At 40.9% G+C, this 22,499-nt stretch carries 23 protein-coding genes; 7 read left to right on the forward strand and 16 right to left on the reverse strand.

The genetic code is table 11. From position 1 onward, the window contains the following. Positions 1-20 precede the first annotated feature (20 nt). Genes ABJN95_RS03005 through ABJN95_RS03035 form a run of 7 tightly spaced genes read left to right on the forward strand, consistent with a single transcriptional unit; the run spans position 21 to position 6,530 of the window. Positions 21-1,031: a chromophore lyase CpcT/CpeT gene (locus tag ABJN95_RS03005; RefSeq protein WP_348368512.1), complete on the forward strand. Its 1,011-nt coding sequence runs from the start codon at positions 21-23 to the stop codon at positions 1,029-1,031. A gap of 46 nt (positions 1,032-1,077) precedes the next feature. Further along, positions 1,078-1,977 carry a DUF1838 family protein gene (locus ABJN95_RS03010; protein WP_348368513.1) on the forward strand — a complete coding sequence of 300 codons (900 nt, stop codon included), beginning with the start codon at positions 1,078-1,080 and terminating at the stop codon, positions 1,975-1,977. Further along, the gene (locus ABJN95_RS03015; protein ID WP_348368514.1) at positions 1,974-3,470 is read left to right on the forward strand and encodes an NAD(P)/FAD-dependent oxidoreductase; all 1,497 of its coding nucleotides are present in this window, start codon (positions 1,974-1,976) and stop codon (positions 3,468-3,470) included. Before ABJN95_RS03010 ends, ABJN95_RS03015 begins: the two co-directional genes overlap by 4 nt. A 14-nt stretch (positions 3,471-3,484) precedes the next feature. Further along, positions 3,485-4,480: a VOC family protein gene (locus tag ABJN95_RS03020; RefSeq protein WP_348368515.1), complete on the forward strand. Its 996-nt coding sequence runs from the start codon at positions 3,485-3,487 to the stop codon at positions 4,478-4,480. An 8-nt stretch (positions 4,481-4,488) separates the two neighbouring features. Beyond that, on the forward strand, positions 4,489-5,640 hold the full coding sequence (locus tag ABJN95_RS03025) for a nitrilase-related carbon-nitrogen hydrolase (protein ID WP_348368516.1): 1,152 nt from the start codon (positions 4,489-4,491) through the stop codon (positions 5,638-5,640). A 17-nt stretch (positions 5,641-5,657) separates the two neighbouring features. Further along, positions 5,658-6,092, forward strand: coding sequence for a VOC family protein (locus tag ABJN95_RS03030; RefSeq protein WP_348368517.1), 435 nt, complete (start codon positions 5,658-5,660; stop codon positions 6,090-6,092). Positions 6,093-6,101: 9 nt separating this feature from the next. Next, positions 6,102-6,530 (forward strand): VOC family protein, encoded by a 429-nt coding sequence (locus tag ABJN95_RS03035; protein WP_348368518.1) that lies wholly within the window; start codon positions 6,102-6,104, stop codon positions 6,528-6,530. Between the two features lie 47 nt (positions 6,531-6,577). Here the strand turns inward: ABJN95_RS03035 and ABJN95_RS03040 are convergent, their stop codons facing one another. The 16 genes from ABJN95_RS03040 to ABJN95_RS03115 all read right to left on the reverse strand — a co-directional run bounded on the left by ABJN95_RS03040 (position 6,578) and on the right by ABJN95_RS03115 (position 22,475). Continuing rightward, the gene (locus tag ABJN95_RS03040; RefSeq protein WP_348368519.1) at positions 6,578-7,813 is read right to left on the reverse strand and encodes an MFS transporter; all 1,236 of its coding nucleotides are present in this window, start codon (positions 7,811-7,813) and stop codon (positions 6,578-6,580) included. Positions 7,814-7,834: 21 nt separating this feature from the next. Next, positions 7,835-8,398, reverse strand: coding sequence for a hypothetical protein (locus ABJN95_RS03045; protein WP_348368520.1), 564 nt, complete (start codon positions 8,396-8,398; stop codon positions 7,835-7,837). Continuing rightward, the gene (locus ABJN95_RS03050; RefSeq protein ID WP_348368521.1) at positions 8,398-9,399 is read right to left on the reverse strand and encodes a hypothetical protein; all 1,002 of its coding nucleotides are present in this window, start codon (positions 9,397-9,399) and stop codon (positions 8,398-8,400) included. The genes ABJN95_RS03045 and ABJN95_RS03050 overlap by 1 nt, the downstream gene beginning before the upstream one ends. A 9-nt stretch (positions 9,400-9,408) precedes the next feature. Then, the gene (locus ABJN95_RS03055) at positions 9,409-10,131 is read right to left on the reverse strand and encodes a chromophore lyase CpcT/CpeT (RefSeq protein ID WP_348368522.1); all 723 of its coding nucleotides are present in this window, start codon (positions 10,129-10,131) and stop codon (positions 9,409-9,411) included. Then, positions 10,128-10,688 (reverse strand): VOC family protein, encoded by a 561-nt coding sequence (locus ABJN95_RS03060; protein ID WP_348368523.1) that lies wholly within the window; start codon positions 10,686-10,688, stop codon positions 10,128-10,130. The genes ABJN95_RS03055 and ABJN95_RS03060 overlap by 4 nt, the downstream gene beginning before the upstream one ends. A gap of 6 nt (positions 10,689-10,694) precedes the next feature. Then, positions 10,695-11,648: an SUMF1/EgtB/PvdO family nonheme iron enzyme gene (locus tag ABJN95_RS03065; protein WP_348368524.1), complete on the reverse strand. Its 954-nt coding sequence runs from the start codon at positions 11,646-11,648 to the stop codon at positions 10,695-10,697. 6 nt (positions 11,649-11,654) lie between these two features. After that, positions 11,655-12,128: a redoxin domain-containing protein gene (locus tag ABJN95_RS03070; RefSeq protein ID WP_348368525.1), complete on the reverse strand. Its 474-nt coding sequence runs from the start codon at positions 12,126-12,128 to the stop codon at positions 11,655-11,657. Positions 12,129-12,142: 14 nt separating this feature from the next. Further along, a complete protein-coding gene (locus ABJN95_RS03075; protein ID WP_348368526.1) occupies positions 12,143-13,042 on the reverse strand; it encodes a DUF1838 family protein in 900 nt (299 codons plus the stop codon). Between the two features lie 10 nt (positions 13,043-13,052). Beyond that, the gene (locus ABJN95_RS03080; RefSeq protein WP_348368527.1) at positions 13,053-14,009 is read right to left on the reverse strand and encodes a VOC family protein; all 957 of its coding nucleotides are present in this window, start codon (positions 14,007-14,009) and stop codon (positions 13,053-13,055) included. An 89-nt stretch (positions 14,010-14,098) separates the two neighbouring features. After that, complete coding sequence (locus ABJN95_RS03085) at positions 14,099-15,193, reverse strand: CpcT/CpeT family chromophore lyase (RefSeq protein WP_348368528.1); 1,095 nt, start codon at positions 15,191-15,193, stop codon at positions 14,099-14,101. A gap of 16 nt (positions 15,194-15,209) precedes the next feature. Next, entirely contained in the window at positions 15,210-15,635 is a 426-nt protein-coding gene (locus ABJN95_RS03090; protein ID WP_348368529.1) for a nuclear transport factor 2 family protein, read from the reverse strand. After that, positions 15,635-15,988 (reverse strand): hypothetical protein, encoded by a 354-nt coding sequence (locus tag ABJN95_RS03095; RefSeq protein WP_348368530.1) that lies wholly within the window; start codon positions 15,986-15,988, stop codon positions 15,635-15,637. Before ABJN95_RS03095 ends, ABJN95_RS03090 begins: the two co-directional genes overlap by 1 nt. A 6-nt stretch (positions 15,989-15,994) precedes the next feature. Continuing rightward, on the reverse strand, positions 15,995-17,179 hold the full coding sequence (locus ABJN95_RS03100; RefSeq protein WP_348368531.1) for a class I SAM-dependent methyltransferase: 1,185 nt from the start codon (positions 17,177-17,179) through the stop codon (positions 15,995-15,997). Between the two features lie 41 nt (positions 17,180-17,220). Next, the gene (locus ABJN95_RS03105) at positions 17,221-18,840 is read right to left on the reverse strand and encodes a hydantoinase B/oxoprolinase family protein (RefSeq protein WP_348368532.1); all 1,620 of its coding nucleotides are present in this window, start codon (positions 18,838-18,840) and stop codon (positions 17,221-17,223) included. Positions 18,841-18,973: 133 nt separating this feature from the next. After that, positions 18,974-20,401: an FAD-dependent oxidoreductase gene (locus ABJN95_RS03110; protein WP_348368533.1), complete on the reverse strand. Its 1,428-nt coding sequence runs from the start codon at positions 20,399-20,401 to the stop codon at positions 18,974-18,976. A gap of 1 nt (position 20,402) precedes the next feature. After that, positions 20,403-22,475 carry a hydantoinase/oxoprolinase family protein gene (locus ABJN95_RS03115; protein WP_348368534.1) on the reverse strand — a complete coding sequence of 691 codons (2,073 nt, stop codon included), beginning with the start codon at positions 22,473-22,475 and terminating at the stop codon, positions 20,403-20,405. Between the last annotated feature and the right edge of the window lie 24 nt (positions 22,476-22,499).

Below are 22,499 nucleotides of genomic sequence, written 5' to 3' on the forward strand. Positions count from 1 at the left end.
CATCTTTAAAGAAAACACCCATGAAAACCATACGCCTTTTAGCAACGCTTCTTTTCGCATCAATTAGTTTTCAAACTACTAGTGCAGCTATTGCGCTAGACGATGGCGACCCCAATGTTCGCGATCTTGGTCTTTTAGCAAAATGGTTTGAGGGCGAGTTTGATAACGATGAACAATTATGGGTTGAAAATAGAAGTGATTGGTGGGGAAAAGCCGAAGAAAAACACGGACGTATACATGCAACGCACAAGAGAATCAAGGCGGATAGCATCGGCAAATATGTTTTCTACATCGAAGAGTATATGGATGACGACCCTACGAATGTAGGCAGACAACGAATCGTTTCTTTTGAAAGTCTAGGCGAGAAAAAACCGGGTATCGTAATGAAGCTGTATTTTTTAAAAGACGCTACAAAATATCTGCTCGATGCTGATACCCATGACGAGAGTTTGGCCAGTATTACACTCGATGATCTTTTCGGTCTCGATGGTTGCAATGTCATATTTCAGAGAAACGGACAACAATTCCATGGCAGTATGCACGAGAAAGCTTGTCAATTTGGAAAAGGAGATGAGCTTCGTTATTCTGTGCATGACATGGTAATTTCTGAGAGTGAATACTGGCGTATAGACCGTACTTTTTTGGTAAAAGACGATTCCTTTTTTAAGGGTCATCCGAACGCTGAACCTCATAAAATGCGAAAGGCAAAGGTGTATACTTGCGATGTATCTTTCTATGAGAAAGCATACTACCTACCTAGTGAAAAAGACAAAAGTTACAAAGGGTTAAAAGTACATGACCAGGGCGGTACTGCGTACGTTCTCAACCCTGTTGATGGTAAAACCTATTTTGTGCAATTGCGTAATAAGGAATATCCATTTTATGATTTGGAGGATGCTGATTTCTTCTTTTTACGATTCAAGGAAAAAGAAGCACAGGCCTCTACTGCTCTTGCTTTTGCGGAACCAAATGCCAAAAAAATCGGATTTCAGATGAACTGGGCCTCCGCAGTATGTGAATGCGAAGAGTAAGCACGCAATATGCTAAATATATAGTACAGAATAAAACCAATATCTAATGAAAAACTACTTTCAAAACCCATGGTCTCTAGTTGTTATGACGTTACTTATAGCAAGTTGTAACTCTTCAACACCAACAGAATTGGCAGAAAAAACATCCTCGGAAGAAACCATAAAGCAGGAGATTGCTTATGATTTAAATGACCCCAAGGATAAGCTCTTGATTTTTGAAAAAATGCAAGGAGATTTATCAGGAAGAATGACTTTTTCTTACTCGGAAGGAAGGGTTTTTGGCATTCGTCCCGATAGACCAGATAGCCTCAATGTTTTCGGAAAAGAAGTTTTTCGGTATTCGGGCTGTGGCATGAAAATTATGCGAGTACTTGACAATGGTAATGTGGAAACCAAATCAAAAGGATGGTTGTTATACCGAGACCCAAAAACGGGTGAATTTCTTAGTGAGGTGAAAAATCCGTATACGGGAGAGGTTGTAGAAGTACCCCCCTTTCGCGCTGGAATAAGAGGTGGCATTATGACACCTGAAGGACCTGAAGTAGACGCAAGCTTCACAATGGAAAGCACTGCTATTGGTGTACCACTTGATTTGGTATTTACTGATATGGGCGATAAAATGCACATCACACGTCATGCTTTTACCAAATGGTTTGAGAAGAAATCGCAAACTTGGCGTACCGAAATGACTTTAGACACCTATGATATAGACAAGAAGTATTTATACGATAGATCGTTGACACATATTCCAGCAGAATATCATTGGACCAGTCAAACTTCATGGCTGTCGCTGTTAAAAATGGCCGGCACCCCAGGCCATATGATTTGGACTTCCAGCGGTGGCACTTTTATGAGTAAGGAAGACCTCCCTGCCGATTTTATAGCGGCTACGGAGGAAAAGCAACCTGATGTCTTTGCATTGCCTTTAACTTGGGACGAAGAATGAAAAACGAAAAAAAAATACACCAAAGCATCAACCGGCGTGAGATGCTGAAAAAAAGTGGGCTTGCGCTTGCAGCTGCTCCCTTTTATTTCGGACTAAATTCATGTATTAGTGGTGCTAAAAAAACATTGGACGCCGATGTCATTATTGTCGGGGCAGGTCTAGCCGGTTTAAATGCCGCCTTACTTTTTGAACAAGCAGGTTTCAAAGTAAAAATTGTGGAAGCTACAGATAGAGTTGGAGGTCGTGTGCATACAGCTAAAGAAAGTGATGTACCGGGCCAGCCAGAATTAGGGGGTAATGGTATTGGAGGTGGTTACGCCCGAGTACTTGACGCGGCGCAGAAATACGGCGTTTCCATGGGACCCATGCGACCAAGAACCGAATCTCGAAAGGGGGAACTAATTTATCGCATTAAGAATAATTTTATTCTCCCTGAGGAGTGGCCTACCCATGATTTCAACACCTTACCAGAAGGTTATAGAAAAGGGCTTCCCGCCTATGTTACCTGGGGTCACTTTGGAAAAATAAACCCATTACCTGAAAATGATTTAGCTGCATGGCGCGACCCAAAATATAAGGACTGGGACAAGTCTACATACTCTGTTCTAAAAGAAGAAGGCTTCTCAGACGATGATATCAAATTGGTTATGGGCACCAACTCCAGTTACGGTGTTGATGCGCAGAACATCTCCATTCTGATGTATTTTCAGATACTAACATGGATTGGTCAACAGAACGCATCTACTGGAAAAGGAGGAGCCATTGTTGGTGGTAACCAACGTTTGCCTGAAGCCATGGGAGCTGCTTTCAAACAAGATATTATGTTACGTAGTCCCGTAAAAAGTATTGCTTCAGAAGCTGATGCCACTACGATAACCCTAGACAATGGAAGTACGCTAAGAGCTCCGTATTGTTTGGTAACCCTCCCGGCATCTGCATTGCGTCGGATACAAATTTCTCCTAGTGCCCAGGGTATGCAACAAAAAGGGTTTCAAAATTTAGACTATACGCCAGTGGTTCAACTCCATTACGTTCCCAAGAAGAAATATTGGGAAGAAGACGGCTTGCCGCCAAGTATGTGGTGCGATAATTTGGCAGGACGATTTATGGCCCTGAAGAATGATTTGCAAGACCCAGATAGAGTCACAAGTTGTGTTGCATTCTTAAATAGCAATGTTGCTTTGGAAATAGATAAAATGAAGCAGGAAGATGCTATTGCTCTAGTTACCAAAACTCTTGAAGAGATGAGGCCTAGTTTAAAAGGCGCATTAGACTTCACGTATTACTGGACCTGGGTGAACAACCCCTATGCCGGTGGTGCATATGCGTATTGGAAACCCGGTGAAATTACCGATTTCTCGAATAGACTTGCCGACCCTATTGGGCGCATACACTTCGCAGGGGAGCATACCGCAGTTATGAACAGAGGTATGGAAGGTGCTATGGAATCAGGGGAGCGTGCCGCTTTTGAACTAATGAACTTACTAGGCTAATCAAAAACAAAGCCATGGCCAGCATCAAACACAACCTCAACTTCTCAGAAAATGATTCCGACATTAAAGGATTTCAAGAGATTATTTTCAGTGTCTCCAATTTGGCTAGGTACATCGATTTTTTTACAAGAGTTTGTGGATGGTCACTCGTAAGTCAAGAAAAAAGTAGTTCAGCCCTGAACAATTTGTGGCATTTAGACTCCACTGTGGAAATAGAAGAAGCGCTGGTTCAAAATACCGGTGACCATGAGGGCTTTGTACGCTTGGTGAGTTTTAAAAATGTGGAACAGCAACAAATACGTTCAGCTGCCCATATTTGGGATACTGGTGGAATAATCGATATCAACATGCGGACGCCAGATATGGATAGTTTCTATCGCGAATTGGAAAATGAAGGTTGGAATGGTATTTCAGAACCAAAACGGTACACCTTTCATATCTACGATGTCTCTGAAGTACTTATGCGCGGCCCCGATGGAGTCATAATAGCTTTCATGCAACGCTTTGAACCTCCCTTGGTGGACTTCGACCATATGAAAAAAACCAGTCGCGCATTTAACTCTTCCGTCGTTGTGCAAGATATGGAAGCGACCCGTGCATTTTTCATTGATAAACTTGGTTTTTCTTTATTTTTTGAAACCCCTGGTTTGGATAGGGCTACAGGGCATAACGTGATTGGGATTCCTCCAAATGTAAATCATGAAATTACCGTTCCCATCGATATCGTTAGGCCTGATATTAATAATTTCGGATCGATCGAATATATGCATACCAATGAGCTTAAAGGGAAGGATTGTGCAAGTCTTGCTAAGCCTCCAAACTTAGGAATTTTGATGTATCGATTTCCCGTTCGAGATGCAGATGCTTATGCAGCCACGTTGGTGGAACGTGGATTAAAATTAAACTCAGAAGTTCAAAACCTTATGGTTCCTCCGTACGGAAATCTAAAAGTATTTTCGGTGCGTTCTCCAGATGGTGTCTGGATTGAATTTATAGAACTTATTGATTAATCTTTAGCATGAAAACAAAAACATTTTTGTTCATAATAGCTCAACTACTTCTTTTTACAACTGCATGTAAAGAGAATACAGTCGAAACACAAATTGATACTTCTTCAATAAAACCAATAACTGTTTTGGTACAAGCTGATGGTACTTATCCCAAAGTTCCATTGGAAAAAGATTCGGTCGTTATCAAAGTGATGCAAACCCGTGTAAAATCTCTCTCCAGTTTTCCTTCCATCACAGAAGGTTTGGAGGAAAACATGTCTTACATGGAAAAAATGGCAGCGCAAGCCATGAACGAAGGTGAAAAACCAGATTTCATGCTGTTCCATGAATTTCCCCTTACCGGATATTCTTCTGGTACCCGACAAGAAAAGCTACCCTTTACCATTGAGGTTCCCGGTCCTGAAACTGAACGTATTGGAAAAATAGCGAAAGCTTGTGATTGCTATGTCATTTTCGGAAGCTACGTACGTGATAAAGAATGGCCTGACCACATACTCAGTATTAATACCGTCTTGGGTCGGGATGGAAAAATTGCCAAGACCTTTTGGAAATCGCGAAATATCAAACGTATTTACAAAGATCGCGAAATCACCACTACTACTATTGAAGGGGTACGCGACGCCTACCGCGAAAAGTATGGAATAGAAGAAGAGTTTCCAGTACTGCAAACGGAGTTTGGAAACATTGCCGTGAGTACTGTACAGTTCGACCCTTTTATCTATGCTGCCTTTGCAATGCGTGGAACGGAAATCATGCTACGCACCGCCACCCTTTTCGCTGAAGAAGATGTTGTATTTACAGCTTGGAGCAATGATTTTTATTCGGCTATGGCTAATTTCACTCTCCCTGCTAGTACGGGTTATGATGCGGGTGAATCGGTCATTGTAGGACCAAATGGGGATATACTAGCCAAGCATCCCAGCAAAGAAGATGATGGTATTGTGGAGGCTAAAATACCTATAGCATCCTTCCGCAAAGACAGAACCATTCCCAACTATGCCTTAAAAATGACCAATCCAGTATTTGAACAGTACCTTCAAGAAATTCCCATCAATCATTTGGATCTGGAAAAAGAAAAACTGCCAAAAACAGGTCAAGAAATGAAACTACTCATAGATAGTATTAGTAGATACAATCCGCCTAAAAAGGCAACTTGGTAAAACATTAAATTCGAACTATGTCACTATTATACAAAAGAATTACGCTGTGTGTCGCCGATTTAGACCGTTCACTTCAAGTGTATCGCGATATTTTAGGATTCACAATAAATTATATTCAACCTTCAGAAAAAGATTCATTCTCCTATCCGGTATTTAATATTCCTAAAGAGGCAGATTTGAATTTCGCTACTCTGGATAGCCCAACACAAGAACGCACCTTCGCCCTCACGGAAATTAAAGGGGTACCCTTACCGAAACAGAAAGGAATACATATGGCTGCCTCGGTTATCAAAGTAGATGATTTGGCCGATGTAATTGCTAAAATAAGAGCATTAGGACTTCAAACTACGGATGTGAAAACCGACGAAAATGAGTATTCCACATTTATAGAACAGGCCTTTGTAGATTTTGATGGCCATTTGATTGTGCTCTACCAACTAATGGAAAAGTAGTCGCATTTCATGCCGCTTGAATACAAACGCAACACCTTGGTGGTCGCAGACTATAAAAAGTCACTGAAAATCTATCGCGATATTTTAGGCTTTTCGGTAAACTATATCAATACATCCGCTGTCGATTCGTATTCCTACCCTGTTTTTAATATCCCCCCAGAGGCGGTTGCCACCTTTGTAGCATTAGACAGTCCAACACAAGAACGCACTTTTGCCCTTACAGAAATAAAAGGGATTACCCTCCCTAAGCACACCGGTCCACGCCTATCAGTCACCGTTATTAAAGTGGAAGACCTAAAAAATACCATTACTAAACTGCAAGCTCTGGGCTTAGAGACTTTAGAAATTCGTAAAGACACAACAGATGGCAAGTCTTACTACGAACAGGCCTTTGTAGATTTCGATGGGCATTTGATTTTACTCTATGAGCTTATATAAATAGCACCTATGCTTTTAAAACCACTACAGAGACTCGCTAGTAGACTTTAAACTTCTAGGGTTGTCTCAGTAGTTTTAGCTATTGGTTTGATAAAGAAAGATATGACAAAAGCAATACTCAACAGTACAACTACTACCCAAAAACTAGTGCTGTAATCTCCCGTTTGGTCTGAAATTACACCTGTTAACCAGGCACCAACGCCAGAACCGATACCTTCAAAAACAGATATGATTCCACCGATTTTTCCTGCTGACTTTACTCCAAAAGTGGTGATTATAATATAGTTTAGGAGTGTATACAGGCCGCCCCAACCAATACCTATAGCAACCAAGGCCGGCCAAACCAACGACTCCGTATTCATGGCAAGCCCAACGGTACCTATAGCCATAATGGCTACCTGTAATTTAAAAAGTTTGTGCTCGTTGATAAATTCTGCTACTATACCAGAGGACAATTTCGCTATTAATATGATTGCAAAGAAAATACTAAAAGCGTTTGCCGCTCCTCCTACTGAAAAATTGAGTTCCCGAAGGTGCAAAAAGAGGTTACTGATAACACCCATAATACTGTAGAAACAACAGATGCCAGCAAAACAAATCGCCCAGAAAACTGGTGTTTTTAATGCTTGTTTCAAATTTAATTCTACCAAGCCCGTTTCCTCATCTTTCTCAGTCGTATAGCTTGCCTCCTTTTTGTACTTGATAGGTTTAATAAAAATGGCCAAGAGCACCAATATAATTATCGGAATAATTGCCTCGTATTGAAAAGCAGAGCGCCATCCAACCGATTCTAACAACGGCTTCCCTATTTGGGGAATGATAATACCACCTGCAGAAGTGCCCGCCAATGCAATACCTATGGCCGTACCTCTTCTTTTGGTTACCCGTTGCGATACCATTATTATAGTAGCCAAAGTGCCAGCACCTGAAACAGCGAAGGCAAAGGCAAAGTGAATGGCATACATGTGAAAGGTGGTCTGAATCATTGAATATAGGTAGTATAAGATCGCAATCATGGCCAGACCAATTATCATCATCTTTTTTACACCATACTTGTCAATGATAGCTCCAACAAAAGGCATTATGAATGAAGCTGCTACCAAATTCACCAAATCTCGAAACTTCAACTCAGATTTTGTCCATCCAAATTCGTTTAATATTGCTTCATCAAAAATGGTAATACCCGAAAAGGTCATACCATTGGTTACGATTAAAAGAATAGTACCTAAAATGGCGATTCCAAGTACTTTTAAAAAGGTTTCGTCTGTTTGCTTTGTATCCAAAATCGCTCGGTTTTAAAAAGGTTATTCAATCTTTACATAATCTATTGGCGTGTCATAAGGTGTTAGCTTAACCCCATCTTTTCGGACAATTTCCATAACGGATAAGTGCCCGTCAGACAGCGTTTCCGTAAGTTGAAAAGTCATTCCGTTTCCTATGTCACCAATATGATTTACTGTGAATTGGTCGGTTACCTGTAGTGTATATTCAGCAGTACCAAAAGGACCAACCTCCAGCTTGTTATAGTCTAATACCAAATCGTCATTGTCATTGGTAATTGTTGCTGGATCTAAATGAGGTGCCTTTATCGATTGTAAAAAGACTTTGTTTTTACCATCAGAGCGCAGATAAAAAATAAGTGGTTTGATATCCATCTCTTTACCTGGATAGGTGTAGTAGCTCTCCTCAAGCACATAAATACCTTCGTGGACTTCAGGGCGATTAATCACTTTGGAGTCACAGATATCGGTCACATGTTTCGCATACGGATGTACCTGATTGCCTTCGGCACGCTCGTTATCTACCTGTTCTTCATTATCTAATGTGCCGCATAAGATATCGGTAAATCGTTTTAGTATTTTATCCATTAGTTCGCTTGAAAAATTTCTACATAAAGTCCGTTGGGCGTTTCCAAGAGACAAGCTTTGCCGACGCCGTGAATATAGTCGGTTACTTGCTGTATTTCGGAAATCACTTTGATATTCTTGGCTGTGGCGTTTGCCATTACTTTTTCGATGTCTCTGGTACGAAAAGTATACATTCCCAAACCTTGATTTGGCACACAACTTTGTACGCCTGTATCTATCATATTACCGTCTTTAAAATCTAAGAGCAAGTAGTGGTTTTGTTGTGCTTCTTTCGCATAAATACCACAGAAACGAAACGGAGTACCTGTATTCACACCCAAAGCACCATCTTCAGCAGCTTCCCAAACCGAATCAAATAAAATATAATGTTCCAAAACATCGGTAAAGAAAGTTACTTCCGCATCAGAATCTTTGGCAACAAAAGCGGAGTACCCAGGACCTCCAAAACCATCATCAGGGTCACAAGGTGCTAATTGAGGATAGTTTACACGCTCAATTCCCACGCAATGCAGATAATCAGGCCCTTGATAAATGGTTTCTAGATACTGACCCACATCACCATTGGCGCGAACGATATCACCCAATTGCATAGGTGCCATTGCTTTAACACCGTATTCTTGCATCCGCTTATCCATTCCCTTGGCATCAGACGTTGGAAAGCCTAAAGAAAAAGAACCCAGTTCATAAGAGCTATAGCTATTGTGAATCTGCGGCGTTGGCGTTTTTAGATGTAAAATTCGCAACTGAATTAAACTTGGTACGGTCGACCGATAACAATGGTACAAGTCATAATCGATATCAGAAGGAATATTCCAGAACGTTTTCTGCTTTTCCTTTTCTTCATCTGTTAAGGGCACTGCATCTACTTGCATCTTCATAACCTCCCCATAAAAGTGCTTATACTGATCTAAATTGACCGTACAAAGGGTTGCGGTATGAATGTAACCCGTTAAGGCACCTTGGCCGATTCCACTTGGAATATTTAATTGTGTTTTATTCATGATTGCTTTTTAATCTATTCGGTCAAGATTGTGATAGGCATAATCTGCTGCCGTTGTTACCAGTTCACCCGTATCTAGCAAGGTAATTTTATCACGATAGGCAAATACATCTTTGGTTAACCGTACTTGGTAATTGAATACTTTATTACCAAAAGCGCAATCTTTACCGTTCATATTCATATCATATGCATCGCCATCTTTCTTCACAATTAAATCACATTTATCAGGATAAGCATTAATTTCATCTACAGTAATATTTTTCAATACGGCTGGGTTACGCCATGCGCCAACGTACTTTTTCTTATCCTTAAAAGGCCACATTTTAACGCGAATAGTTTCTGTAGAATCGATATCTAAGGTATAAATACGTTGTCGATAAATACTGTCGGGCTCGTGGTTACGATACTCTTCAACATACAAAACGTTATCACCTATTGCTGGGTTATCAACTTTGATATAATGCGACTCTACTTGTAACCAACCACCTTCGCCCGTATCGTCAAACATCCAAACCGCTTCCCCGTCTTCTTTTGCTTTGGCAATCTGGTTGTCATTGTTAAATTTACCAGGCCAAAACTCCATGATTTCTGCCAATTGTTCTTTTGTAGTAGTAGCTACTTTTACTACTTCTTCCGCCACTGCAGGAGCTTCTGTTTTCTTCTCCTCTTTACAAGCGGCCAATAGGACCAAAAGCCCCAAAGCATACATTAGTTTTTGATTTAAATTTTTCATTGTTTTTTAGTTTTAATTGAATAGAGATCCACCAAATGACCGTCGAAGTCGTAAAAAGCTTGCTCTAAAACCGTGTAATTTTCCTTTTCTACCACTTGTAATTCGCTAGTTTCTAGTCCTAACCCTTCGATTTTTTGCATCACAGTTTCAAAATCGTTTACGCGTAGAACCATACAACTTGACAGCATGGTATTTATCGGTTTTGACCATGTCACATTGGTAACTTCTGTTAATGCTATCGTGCGTTCTTGAGAGGGGGAGTTCAAAGCAATAAATCGAATTTTTCCCTCCATTGGAATTTTGAACATTCCGTAAGCGTATGAGTCCTCTTCCAAAGCACTAATCTCACCGGAAAAGGAAAATCCTAATATGTCTTTGTACACTTTTAACGAACGTTCTAAATCAGCAACTAACAATGTATTTCTTTTAAAAAGTACATCAACATCAGCGGAAATTTCTTCCTTTACCTCAAGCGAACTCACATTACTTTCATGCTGTTGCTCTTGACCATAGGAAGAAGCAAAAAGCAATATGAGAAAATTGAGCATGAACTTCATCAGAAACTAGTTTTTTTCAACTTCTGCCGCAACACGAAAACCTAACATAAAGCTTTTGTAGTCGGCACCATCACGAGAACGCACCGCCGCCCTGCTCCACGCAACGCCACTTATCCAGCTTCCGCCTTTTGGTGTTCTGGCATCACATGCATTATGCTCATTATTCATCCAGGCAGAACCATCGATGGGGGCATTGGTCAAATCATTTTGAAAACAATCGCTGGTCCATTCCCAAGCATTGCCAACCATATCATACAGACCGAATTTATTTGGTTTAAACCTCCCAACTCGTGTGGTAAACACGTATCCATCTGTGCAAGGAAAAGACGCTCTAGTTGGAAATTTATCCGCGAATGCGGTATCTCCAATATTCGCATATTCACAAGCTTCCTCAGGATTCGTACCCCAGTACCAAGGTGCGGAGCTTCCGGCCCGAGAAGCATATTCAAATTCAACCGCCGAAGGGACACGATAGGTGCGTCCTGTCTTTTTACTCAACCATTGGGCATAGGCATCGGCGTCTGTCCAACTCACGCAGACAACAGGGTCGGTATCTCGTTGCGGATATCCTGGATTTTTCCAGTTATGCTCAGCTACGTACCCATAACTTTTTCCGTCGAAATAATTACATCCAACCAAAGGTTCTCCCTTATAGAAAGCCTGGTGAGACTTGTACTTGGTCGCTTCCATAAAAGTGCGGTATTGCGCTAATGTCACTTCGTTCTTAGCCATAGCGAAGGGCTTTTCTATGGTGGCTTTTACTCGGTCACGTTCTCCCTTTTTTCTTCCTATTTCTTCTTTATAAGACCCAATATATACCGAACCGGATGGGATAACCACCATTTCTGGACAACCCTCGCAATCAACAAATGTTTTAATCTCTTCTTGGGTATCGGGTTTGTTTCCAAGAGCTATGACAAAAAAGAGTACCAGTACTAGAAATTTAATCGCTTTTTTCATGACATACTATCCTTTTAAACTATTGAGGGTTTTCTTAATGTTCTCAAAACTCGGTAACGATTTTCCATCTGTAGTTTCCGCATAACGAATAACACCTTCACTATCGATAACAAAGGCCGAACGCATTGAAAAACCTGTCATTCCGGCAAAATCACCATCGAATAAAACACCATAGTCTTCACTCACCTTTCGATTAAAATCAGAACCAAGTGGGAAATTCAAATTGTTCTCCTTCGAAAATTTGTCCAAAACAAAAGGAGAATCAACTGATACACCAACTACTTCGGCATTCAAAGAAGCATAGTCATTTTCTTCTCCATTTGCCGTACATAATTGCTCTGTACAAACACTGGTGAATGCTAAGGGGAAGAAGTGTAAAATTAAATTTCTCCCTTTATACTTGTCTAATGTAATGGGTTCTAAATCAGTACCCGTTAATTTAAAATCAGGAGCCTTCTGCCCAACTACTAATGCTGCCATAGCCACTACGATAATTATTTTTTTCCTTCTTTGGATGATTCTTCTTTATCTGCTAAAAACTTTTTGAACACCGTCCATGATGTTTCGTTTGGTCTTTTGTCATCTGTTTCTGGAGGATTAAAGTAAATCGGATAACGGTCATTCAAAATAACTTCAAGTCTATTCCAAATACCATCTTTATCTAGAATACTTTCCCCGGTGGCATTGGCAATAATCCATCCTGGTCTGCTGCCCATTTCCATCCATGGCAACCATTGTGACATACGTTGCCATGAGATATTTGATTGGCTAAGATCTCTAATTTTAGAGTTTGTAAGTTCCTCTGCTCTGTAGTAGGTATTGAAGATTTCCATGGCATGATATGTACCCCCAACGTATTTCTGATAATCTCCAGAAAGGGGATTATTGTAAAAAAGGGGTATTTCATACGAGGTAACGGCAACATCGCCATACTGTCGAAAACTTGTTTTGGCAATTACCTTACCATCTTCATCCTTTTCATAAACATATCCTCTCATACTCACGGGGTCATTGGCAACATGAACGACGTCTACGGTCTGGCCTGTCCATGGGTTTTCCCACTTGTCCATAATTTCATTGGTTTCTGGGTCCAAATACATCATGATTTCACGGCCAACACTTCTAAAACCTTTTCCTCTTACTGGGTCTTCAATACAATCACACTGACGTACATTGATACCAACAACATTAAATAGGTGACGGTCTTTTTCTCCCTGTACACGGCTGTAAATTCTACCTTCCCACATCCCGTAAACAGGTTTCCCTTCTTCAAGGGTATTGCAGGTAGTTTTTTGCCTGATTTCCAAGGCCTTTTCGCCTTCGAATTTCATTTCTTGGGCTTGCAAAGAAATTGCGCATACCAAGCTAAAGAGTAATGTAATTCTTGTTTTCATTGTTCTAGTATTAAGTATTTATTTCTAAAAATTCCCACCAAACCCCATCGGGGCTTCGTAGTGCAAAGCAGTTTACTTTGCCATATGGTTCAATAAAAATTTCTTGTAAGGGTTGATGCATTTCAATGCCTTTTTCCAAAAGAGAATCATAATACACCTTTACATTTTCTACTTCGCAACGATACAATAAAAGTCCTCTATTCGGGGGTACGGAAAGGTTTGAAAAGTCTTTGCCGGTTACCCCTTCAAACTCGCAAGCTTGAAACATGACATCACGCGTACCATCTAAAGAGAAAATATTGGCTTTGCAGGTCACATCTTCAATCATGTTCATAGGAATGTTAAACATATTCTCTATCGGAGCATTCTTCTTCACTTCGTATGCGTTTAAAAGTGAAAAACCCAATTTGTTTACATAAAAATCTTGTGTTTCTTCTAAGCTCTTAACCGTAAGCGAGGAATTATATACATGTGAAGGGATTTTATAACCTTCGGGAAGTTCCAAAGGAGGTTGTACCCGATGCGTAAATGCAATAATGATATCGTCATAGCCCTTCATTAAGATGTCATACAATTCGAACGGACCCATTTTTTGCAAAAGTGGGTCGCTGAGGCCATGCCAACCCAAATCGCGTATTTCATCAAAGGTCTGAGCCACTTCAGGAACACGCAGATTGATATCCATGATACCACCGATATCCCAAGGATTTTGTGAAGAACGAATGTGACATTGTTGTACCCCATGATACTTCACTAATCGCAGGGAACCTGCAACATGATTCTCAAAGCGAATTAGCTTTTCGTCTGCCGTAGCAGAGGCATCTAAGTTCCAAAAATCGAGAACCGTTCTGTCAGACTGATAGTCGCCAACCACCGATAGCCCTCCGTAGTCACAGAAGAAGTTTTTTACCTTTTCCATGTCACCGACGCTGTAAATGACTTCCAAGATGGTTTTTAATTGATACAAAAGTTTTGTTTTCTTTTACGATTGAAAAGATACAAAAAATAGTTAACTATGTTAACTATTAATTTAATTAATCTTCTTGTGAATTTACATTACGAACCCGGCCTTAGTTCTTTTTGCAGCTTTACATTCCTAGGGGTCTTCAAATCACATTGCGCGCGAATCCAACCTGGGTTAAAACCGATGCGGTCAGCTCCAGGATTTCCCCATGAATAGATGAGCGTTTTCATAGTGACATCGTCAACGAGATAGATAACAAAGGTTTCTCTGTGCATGCCGAAAGACCAGGTGTTCCGCATGCCGAAAGTCATATTGCGACCGTCTGGATAGGTGAAGTTAAAGCTGCCGCCTTGGTCTAAAATATCAATGTAGTATTTGGTTACTGTTGGTCTACCATTGGTGTCATTTGGAAAATCTAACATACAGCTAAAGCATCTTGCTTTTTCCAATTCGTAAGCACTTACTTGATTCTCATCAGCCAAACGTTGCCCTGATCTATATTTAATTTCTTGAAATCTAAACGTATTTTCTGTAATGCTAAATTGATAATCAATACTCCCCGTACCATCTGCTCTATTATTACAGTTTTTATCCACTGTTTTGGCCAAAAAACCGTTGCCATTTCTTCGTAATAATAATTCGCAGCCTTCCACTAAGTTTTTAGCATTAGGTTTCAGAGCTGCTATTTCACCAAAGGGTTTATCGACAGCCAAAACCGGAGCTCTCTTCTTAAAATGAAATACTTTAACTCGAATCGCTTTCTCTTTATCATCAGGCAATAACTGATATATACACTGTCTTGTAGTTGCGGTGGGGTCGTCATTTCTGTATTCTTCAATGTAAACAGCACCTACCCCGAAGTTCGAATTCTGAAACTGACGCACTGATGTATGCACTCTGTCATGTTTTGCTACTTCTCCTTCTTTTAGCTGTATTTTATCAAAATCAAGCTGCTCAACATTGTCGTATTCCCCTTCCCAAATCTGCATGAGATACTCTAGTTCTCTTTCAGGATATGAAAATTTTCGATTAGGTTCAACGGTTGCGGTTAAACGCTTTATCTTAGTCTTAGAAGATTGCCCCATTTCAGGAGAACTCGCATTTACCTTCTCTTCTTTCTGCTGACCTTGACACACTAAAAAACCCATTAAAAAAAAGGTCAGTGCTATTTTCCTAACGGGTTTCATAAAATGTATGGGTTGGTTATTTATCTTTTTTTAGCCAATCTCCGACTCCGTATGGGTCAGGATGCGCAGCAGAAACATGTTCATGGCGAATCTTCCAATCACCATCTATTTTCTTCATTACAAATGACGAACGAAACGTCGTCATGATTTCTTTGTCACCTATAGCAATATACAAGTCCGTAACACCACTAATCCATCCCATATCACCAACTATTTCTTCGTAAGGGCCTTCCGTCCAAATGATTTTATCCAGGGCAATCGAAGAGGTGACAAAATCTCCCCACCCTTTCATAATCATATTGAACCCTTTAGTAGCTAAACGAGGGCCTTCTAAAACTACATAGGTGTCTTCATCGGGGCAGTATCCGCTTCTGATTTCATCCATATCACGTTCTGATATGGCGTTCCAAAATTTTCGGATTCTTTGTTGAAGAATGCCCATTACATTTTGTTGATATCGTTGGCAATCTCTTCCAAGTCCTTGTCTGGGTTTTCAAGCTCCTCTTGTTCCTGCTGTACTATTCGAAGTATTCTTGAAATATACTCGCTATGCCATTCTTGTCGTTGCGTTTCTTGCTTCTCATTCTCAGGAACAAAGTCTTCAATTTCTTGGCGTGTTACCAATCCCTTTTTCTCTAAAAGGCGTTCAATGCTATCCATGCGTTCTCGCATAACGGCTAACTCACCGGCAACCGCCATGGTTATATTTAAGACACGTTCAACCGCAGGATCGTTGTGAAAATACGGTCGTTTTCCTTTTGACTTGGCCGATGCCAACTTGATGTGGTCTATCATTTTGTTTTACTTTTTAAAGGCTCCAAATACATTCCAAATTGGTGAACGACCATAATCTTCAGGTTCATCAGCGTTCTCACCGCCTTCAACCAAATCGTTTTCAGCTTTCGCTCCAATTTGCATAAAATCTTCTTTTCTAAATCCGGACTCTGACATCAATTCAGCAGGGTCAATATCGTGCATTTTTGACCAATACGGTTCACTGTTATAATAAGCATCCCAATCACGAATGAACTTTTCAAACAAGCTCATATCATCTGTGTATTGAGGCTGTTCTATATGTAGCGTCAGGCCTCCAGGTTTTAACATTCGATATATTTCTTCCATAATTGTATAGATCGATTTTCCGCCTGTCTCATGCAAAAACATAGTAGACTGAATCCAATCGAAGGACTCATCCTCAAATTCTGTTTTGGCCGCATCAGCTTGAATCCATGTAACGTTCTGAATACCTAAATCAATTGCACGCGCATGTGCATAACGCAACATAGGAGCTCCGGTATCTATTGCTATTATTTCCGCATCAGGATATGCTTTTGCTATAGGTAAGACATTGTGTCCCATTCCGCAGCCGATGTCTAAAATTCGTTTGGGTTTGAATTCTGGGTGGTTTTTCTTTAACCAACTGGTTATTGCCTTTCCTCCGCCATCGTTATATCTTCCTAGTAGTCCCGCAGTAGTCACAAAAACTCCAGAGTCATAATTTGCCGCTGGAGTAACATCACCTTCAATCAATTCAGTATGGTAGCTGCCTGGCATTAGGTGATTATCAACTGCCATTAAATAGGCCGGAACTTCAACGTCGGGATTTAAAATCAAGGTGGATTTACCTTCATTTAATTTTCTTGCCTTCTCGGCCAATTCTTCTGCTTGTCGAAGCACCATAGAACGCCCAGCTTGTTGACGCATTTCCATAGTACATCTTCTCAAGGAGGACCATATTTGATAATGCGCATCTTTACTAATGGCCTCTTTCAGCTCATGACGGTCTTTTATTGGTCTACCATACTCCTTCTCAAAGGCAGGCTCTACCCTCTTTTCAAAAGCCACTTTGTTACCTTGAGAAACATGAGCCAGATGTTTGTTTAAATTCGACAAGAAATTATAACGCGCCCTCTCGTCGTGTCTAGTTTCTGGTAGCATGGCGTGTTTTGCCATTTTGTTCCATACTGGTGTTAAATTTTTAGCCATAACTAAATGCTTTTTTTATTCATATTAACAAGGGAATCTCATTAACTAATATATCCTAAAATTTTGTCTTCATCGATCGCCGCCTTATCTCTATTGGAAGGGTTGCCATAACCCGCTCCTCCGGGTAAGGTCAAAATCAACTCTTCACCTGGATGTAACTTTCCTAATCCTTTGGATGGAAATTCGCGTTCAGGAACAATCCTTACAGAACCCATAGACCCGTCTTCTCCACCTAAGATTCCTTTTGAAGCTGTAACCGTCTTTTCAGCAACCATAGAAACATTTATCGGTTTATCTCCGATGTTCTTGAAGCTAAATCGTTGCCCCAAACCTCCTCTAAATTCACCTCCACCAGCCGAGTTAGGAAGCAGTGATTTTTCCGTTACCAATACAGCTACATCGGTTTCTAAAACCTCAATGGGTACGTTGGCCACGTTAGTTGGAAAGCTTAGTGCGTGTTCACCATCCATATTGGGTCTCGCGCCGTATCCTCCATTTAAGAAGAAGTATTCAACAAACTCCTTTCCTTTATGTTCACCATTCAATACAATGCACCAACAAGCGCTACCACAATCGGCTTGCACTTGGTCGGGAACCGCTTTTGCCAAAGCTCCGAAAACGACAGAATGTAGCATATTACCGGTAATGTTTCGTGCTCCCAAAGGTGACGGTTTTTGAGCGTTTACCAAGCAACCTTCCGGCGCCGTGACCGTGATTGGGTAAAACGACCCATCGTTGTTTGGAACATCAGGACTGAAGGCACACTTTATAGGGTAAGCGGTATAAGCAAAGGCGTAGTTTAATACGGCATTAATACTCATATAGTGAGCACCTGAGGTTCCTGTATAATCTGCTACTATTTCATCTCCTTTTATAGTGATGGTTATTTCGAAATGACAACCAACACCTCTACCATCTCCATCGGTATCATAAGAATAATGATAACTTCCGTCAGGAGCAGCCGAAAGTGCATCTCTCATAGCTCTTTCAGAAGAATCAATAACCGCGTCTGCCAAATCTTGAAGGTCTGTCAAATCATTTTCATGCATCAACTTCATCAATGACTTAATGCCCTGGTCGTTTGCCGCGATCTGGGCACGAATGTCGCCCACAGTCTGGTCGGCGGCACGCACATTGTGTTCTAAGATATTGAAAAGTGTTTCGTTTGGTTTTCCTTCAGAAATTAGTTTGGTCGGCGGCACCATCAATCCCTCTTCATAGAGGTCGCGCGTACCTGCTCCCCAAAGTTGTCCACCCATATCTGGTGAATGAGCTATTGTACCAATAAAGCCAATTAACTTTTCTTGGTAGAAAATTGGTGAAACTATACCAATGTCAGGTTTATGACCAGCACATAGCCAGGGGTCATTCGTCATAACAACATCACCTTCGTTCCACGTATCTTCCGGAAAATAGTCTTTCAAAAGGGCTTTTGTCAAAATCGGTAAAACCCCTAAAAAAGAAGGTACGGAAACACTAGATTGAGCAATAGAACGTCCTTTTTTATCCATTAGTACTACCGCAAAGTCATTGCTCTCACGCGTAACAGTAGAGAACGAAGTACGCTGCAAAGTTGTACCAGCTTCATCAACAATACTTATTAGTCTAGACCATAGAATGCTGAGCGCTATCGGGTCGAAAGTTGTTGCCGTTTGTTGCATGTTATAAAATTAGTTAACTAAGTTAACTAATTTTTGTGTCTAATTGAATTCCTATTGGGAAAATCTTAACCTAATAAGGCTCTATTTCCTTAAAACTCGATGTGCTACACAAAAACTAGTTTGATTCTTTTGTTTATGATAAAGTTCTTCCTAAAATTCTTCCAAAGCCCAGTGCCGGCGTAATCGCCATGCCGCTGCAAAATGAGCTGCCGCTGGTGGCTCCTAATCCTAATACCTCTCCTGCGGCATAAATACCTGGCATAGGTTCTCCATCTGAATCCAGTACTTGCAATTCCTTATTCACCTTAATTCCACCAAAAGTTACCAATACCGACGCATGCACTTTTAGGGCATAAAATGGCGCTGTCTTAATTGGGTCTTCTAAATACCTCCGCCCAAAATCAGGGTCTTCTTTTGTATCGACCATACTGTTGTAATCGCAAATCGTCTGATTAAGATTATCAAAAGGCAATCCCGTTTTGTTAGCGAGTTCTTCAATTGTATTTGCCATACATAAAGCATTACTTCTTGTCGCTTCCTCCTTCATTTCTTCCACAGAACGACCAATCATTATCGGATTGTGATTGCCATTTTCGTCTGGTGAATTCAAAGCAGTTTCATCAAAAACTACCCAGAAACACCAATCTGGCTGTTGCATGGTCGCGAGCTCTCTTGTCTCCGGGCTAACCTCATCTTCACTAATAAAACGTTTGCCATATGCATTTACGTAAATATCTCGAGGTTGCCGATATACAGACGTAAGTACCATCGCCCAGTTCTTGTTAAAATCAACCCGGCCACTACCAGCTTCCTCCTCCATACCACCTAAACTTGGCAAATGAAATTCTCCAAACCGGAATTGCCCTCCATGTTTTTCCAAAATCACATGCCCATCAGCCGTTGCCGTGGGATAGCTCGAACTCACCAGAGGAATTCCAGGATGTTTTTGTTGAAAATATGCGGGATTGCTTCCATAGCCCCCCGAAGTAATAACAATATTATTTGTAGCATAGGTGCACGGTCCGTTAGCTGTCAAACAAATAACGGTATCAAAGCGTTGTTCAGATTTATCCAAACCAACGAAGGTATTTTCAAAATGACATTCGATATTTCCCTTAGCCACTTCTTCATCCCACTTGGGAAGTAATACCTTATAGATGCTGATTGCCTTTTCGGGTCCGTATACCGTACGAGCGGTATCATATGCAACATGACCATAAATAATTCGGGGGCATTCAGGAGCCCATTCCATTCCCAATTCGTCTAACCATTCTATGGTTTTTGGAGCTTCAAGAACCGCCAATTCAATGAGGCTGAGATCACCTGACTTGCCATTTATTCGATAAATATCTGCCAAGTGTTTCTCAACTGAATCTTCGATACCCTTCTCCTCTTGAAGTCTTGTTCCACCAGCACTCATGTGGCCACCCGACCAATGCATCGCTCCGCCAACATGGTCAGATTTCTCAACCACTCCGACTTTTAATCCGCGTTGCGCAGCAGTAATTGCACAACTCATTCCAGCCGTGCCAGCACCTACTATAAGAATATCGTACTTCATTTTATTGATCTAAATCGATAAGAATGTTCTTGTCGTTATCTACTTGAACAGTACTATTGAGGCCGATAACTGTCGTACTTTCAGTTTCTTCAATAATTGCAGGCCCTTCAAACTTTTCATGGGGTTTTAGGGCATAGCGGTCATACACCGGGCAATCTAAATATCCGGTTTCTTCAAAATAAACTTTGCGCGTTCCTTTATACGCTTCTGCATCACTTGCAGTTGTGGAAAATTGTTTCACCTTCATTTCAGGAATTGGCCCCTGCACAACTACGCGCCAGGTTACCATTTCCATTCGCATACCATCAATTGAGCGGTTGTAACGGAATTCATATTCCCTCACAAAACGCTTTTCAATTTCCAAAATACTGCTCTCACTCAATTCGCCGTCAGGCAGTTCAATTGTAATTTCATGACCCTGACCATAATAACGCATTTCAGCTACACGTTGCACTGTAGCTTCTTCTTTTGCAATTCCTGATTTTGCCAAGAACTCGTAACCATCACGCTCCATCTCAGCTAAAAAGGTATTCGTTTCATTCCAATCTAAAACATTCAATTCTGAAATGTGACTGTGTATTTTTTCGCTGGCCACAGGAGACACTAGAAATCCTAAAGCGGAAGTTACCCCGGCTCCTACAGGAATAATCAAACGTTTCGTATTCAACAATTTCGCCACTCCGAAAGAATGCACTGGTCCTGCTCCACCAAAACCTATCATATTGAAATGACGTGGGTCCATTCCTTTTTCCAAAACGTGTACTCGTGCAGCATTGGCCATGTTCTCATTCACAATTCTATGGATGCCCATAGCAGCATCTTCTATCGAAATACCCAATGGTTTTGCCAATTTTGTTTCAATAGCTTTTCGCGCCGCCTCAACACTCAATTTCATTTCTCCTCCAAGAAAGTAGTCGGCATTCAAATACCCTAGCACCAAATCGGCATCTGTAACCGTTGGATCTTCTCCGCCCAAATTGTAGCATGCAGGACCAGGAGTCGAAGAAGCACTATCAGGACCCACAGTAAGTAATCCGATTTTATTAACCCGGGCAATACTTCCACCACCTGCACCAATTTCAATGAGGTCGATTACCGGAATACGTACGGGTAACCCGCTTCCTTTTTTGAAGCGTTTAACACGACCTGCCTCAAAGTGATTTGTAATTTCAGGTTTCCCTTCATAAATCACACAAGCTTTGGCCGTTGTACCACCCATATCAAAACAGAGTAGATTTTCTTCCTTGAGATGCGTTCCATAGAAAACCCCAGCCATGGCCCCACCAGCAGGACCCGATTCTAGTAAATGAATAGGCGATTTACGAGCTCCATCAATCGTTGTCAGCTTCCCACTGGAAATCATGATATTGATATTACCATTAAACCCTGCTTCGCGTAATTGGGTTTCTAAATCTTTTAAATATTTATCGGTAATCGGCTGCACATAAGCGTTCATTGCTGTAGCCGAGCTGCGTTCATATTCTCGAATTTCAGGCATAATTTCTGAGGACAAACTAAAGTACATATCAGGAACATTCTTAGAAAGATAAGCTCCCACTGCTTTTTCGTGCGACGTATTCGCAAAAGAATTCAGCAAACAAATGCCAACAGCTTCAATACCATTTTCCTTAAGGGTATCAGCGAGGGATTTTAAAGTTCCTTCATCTAAAGGAGTTATCACATTCCCTTCGATATCGACGCGCTCAGCAATACCCATTCTTAAATTGCGCGGAACCAAAGGCTTAGGCATCGTCAAGAAAATATCGTAGATATCATAACGCATTTCACGACCGATTTCCAAAACATCTTCAAACCCTTTTGTAGTAATGAAGGCTGTCTTAGCACCTTTACGTTCAATAACCGCATTTGTCACTAATGTTGTTCCATGAACGATTCCATCTATATTTTTAACCGGAAAATTAAACTTTTCCTCTATCTCCTTTACCCCATTGAAAATACCAACAGTAGGGTCAGGATAGGTCGTTAAAGTCTTAGCGAAATACAGCTGACTGCTATTGTTGTCGAACAATACAAAATCTGTAAATGTTCCTCCTATATCTATTCCTAGTTTCATTTATTTCAAGTTCATGTGTCAAAT

It is taken from the genome of Maribacter sp. (assembly GCF_039974175.1).
Taxonomy (GTDB): Bacteria; Bacteroidota; Bacteroidia; order Flavobacteriales; family Flavobacteriaceae; genus Maribacter_C.

Excerpts from the sequence above, each read along its gene's own strand:
- ABJN95_RS03005 (WP_348368512.1), top strand. The coding sequence starts at position 21 with ATGAAAACCATACGCCTTTTAGCAACGCTTCTTTTCGCATCAATTAGT.
- ABJN95_RS03010 (WP_348368513.1), top strand. The coding sequence starts at position 1,078 with ATGAAAAACTACTTTCAAAACCCATGGTCTCTAGTTGTTATGACGTTA.
- ABJN95_RS03015 (WP_348368514.1), top strand. The coding sequence starts at position 1,974 with ATGAAAAACGAAAAAAAAATACACCAAAGCATCAACCGGCGTGAGATG.
- ABJN95_RS03020 (WP_348368515.1), top strand. The coding sequence starts at position 3,485 with ATGGCCAGCATCAAACACAACCTCAACTTCTCAGAAAATGATTCCGAC.
- ABJN95_RS03025 (WP_348368516.1), top strand. The coding sequence starts at position 4,489 with ATGAAAACAAAAACATTTTTGTTCATAATAGCTCAACTACTTCTTTTT.
- ABJN95_RS03030 (WP_348368517.1), top strand. The coding sequence starts at position 5,658 with ATGTCACTATTATACAAAAGAATTACGCTGTGTGTCGCCGATTTAGAC.
- ABJN95_RS03035 (WP_348368518.1), top strand. The coding sequence starts at position 6,102 with ATGCCGCTTGAATACAAACGCAACACCTTGGTGGTCGCAGACTATAAA.
- ABJN95_RS03045 (WP_348368520.1), bottom strand. The coding sequence starts at position 8,398 with ATGGATAAAATACTAAAACGATTTACCGATATCTTATGCGGCACATTA.
- ABJN95_RS03050 (WP_348368521.1), bottom strand. The coding sequence starts at position 9,399 with ATGAATAAAACACAATTAAATATTCCAAGTGGAATCGGCCAAGGTGCC.
- ABJN95_RS03055 (WP_348368522.1), bottom strand. The coding sequence starts at position 10,131 with ATGAAAAATTTAAATCAAAAACTAATGTATGCTTTGGGGCTTTTGGTC.
- ABJN95_RS03060 (WP_348368523.1), bottom strand. The coding sequence starts at position 10,688 with ATGAAGTTCATGCTCAATTTTCTCATATTGCTTTTTGCTTCTTCCTAT.
- ABJN95_RS03065 (WP_348368524.1), bottom strand. The coding sequence starts at position 11,648 with ATGAAAAAAGCGATTAAATTTCTAGTACTGGTACTCTTTTTTGTCATA.
- ABJN95_RS03070 (WP_348368525.1), bottom strand. The coding sequence starts at position 12,128 with ATGGCAGCATTAGTAGTTGGGCAGAAGGCTCCTGATTTTAAATTAACG.
- ABJN95_RS03075 (WP_348368526.1), bottom strand. The coding sequence starts at position 13,042 with ATGAAAACAAGAATTACATTACTCTTTAGCTTGGTATGCGCAATTTCT.
- ABJN95_RS03085 (WP_348368528.1), bottom strand. The coding sequence starts at position 15,193 with ATGAAACCCGTTAGGAAAATAGCACTGACCTTTTTTTTAATGGGTTTT.
- ABJN95_RS03090 (WP_348368529.1), bottom strand. The coding sequence starts at position 15,635 with ATGGGCATTCTTCAACAAAGAATCCGAAAATTTTGGAACGCCATATCA.
- ABJN95_RS03095 (WP_348368530.1), bottom strand. The coding sequence starts at position 15,988 with ATGATAGACCACATCAAGTTGGCATCGGCCAAGTCAAAAGGAAAACGA.
- ABJN95_RS03100 (WP_348368531.1), bottom strand. The coding sequence starts at position 17,179 with ATGGCTAAAAATTTAACACCAGTATGGAACAAAATGGCAAAACACGCC.
- ABJN95_RS03105 (WP_348368532.1), bottom strand. The coding sequence starts at position 18,840 with ATGCAACAAACGGCAACAACTTTCGACCCGATAGCGCTCAGCATTCTA.
- ABJN95_RS03110 (WP_348368533.1), bottom strand. The coding sequence starts at position 20,401 with ATGAAGTACGATATTCTTATAGTAGGTGCTGGCACGGCTGGAATGAGT.
- ABJN95_RS03115 (WP_348368534.1), bottom strand. The coding sequence starts at position 22,475 with ATGAAACTAGGAATAGATATAGGAGGAACATTTACAGATTTTGTATTG.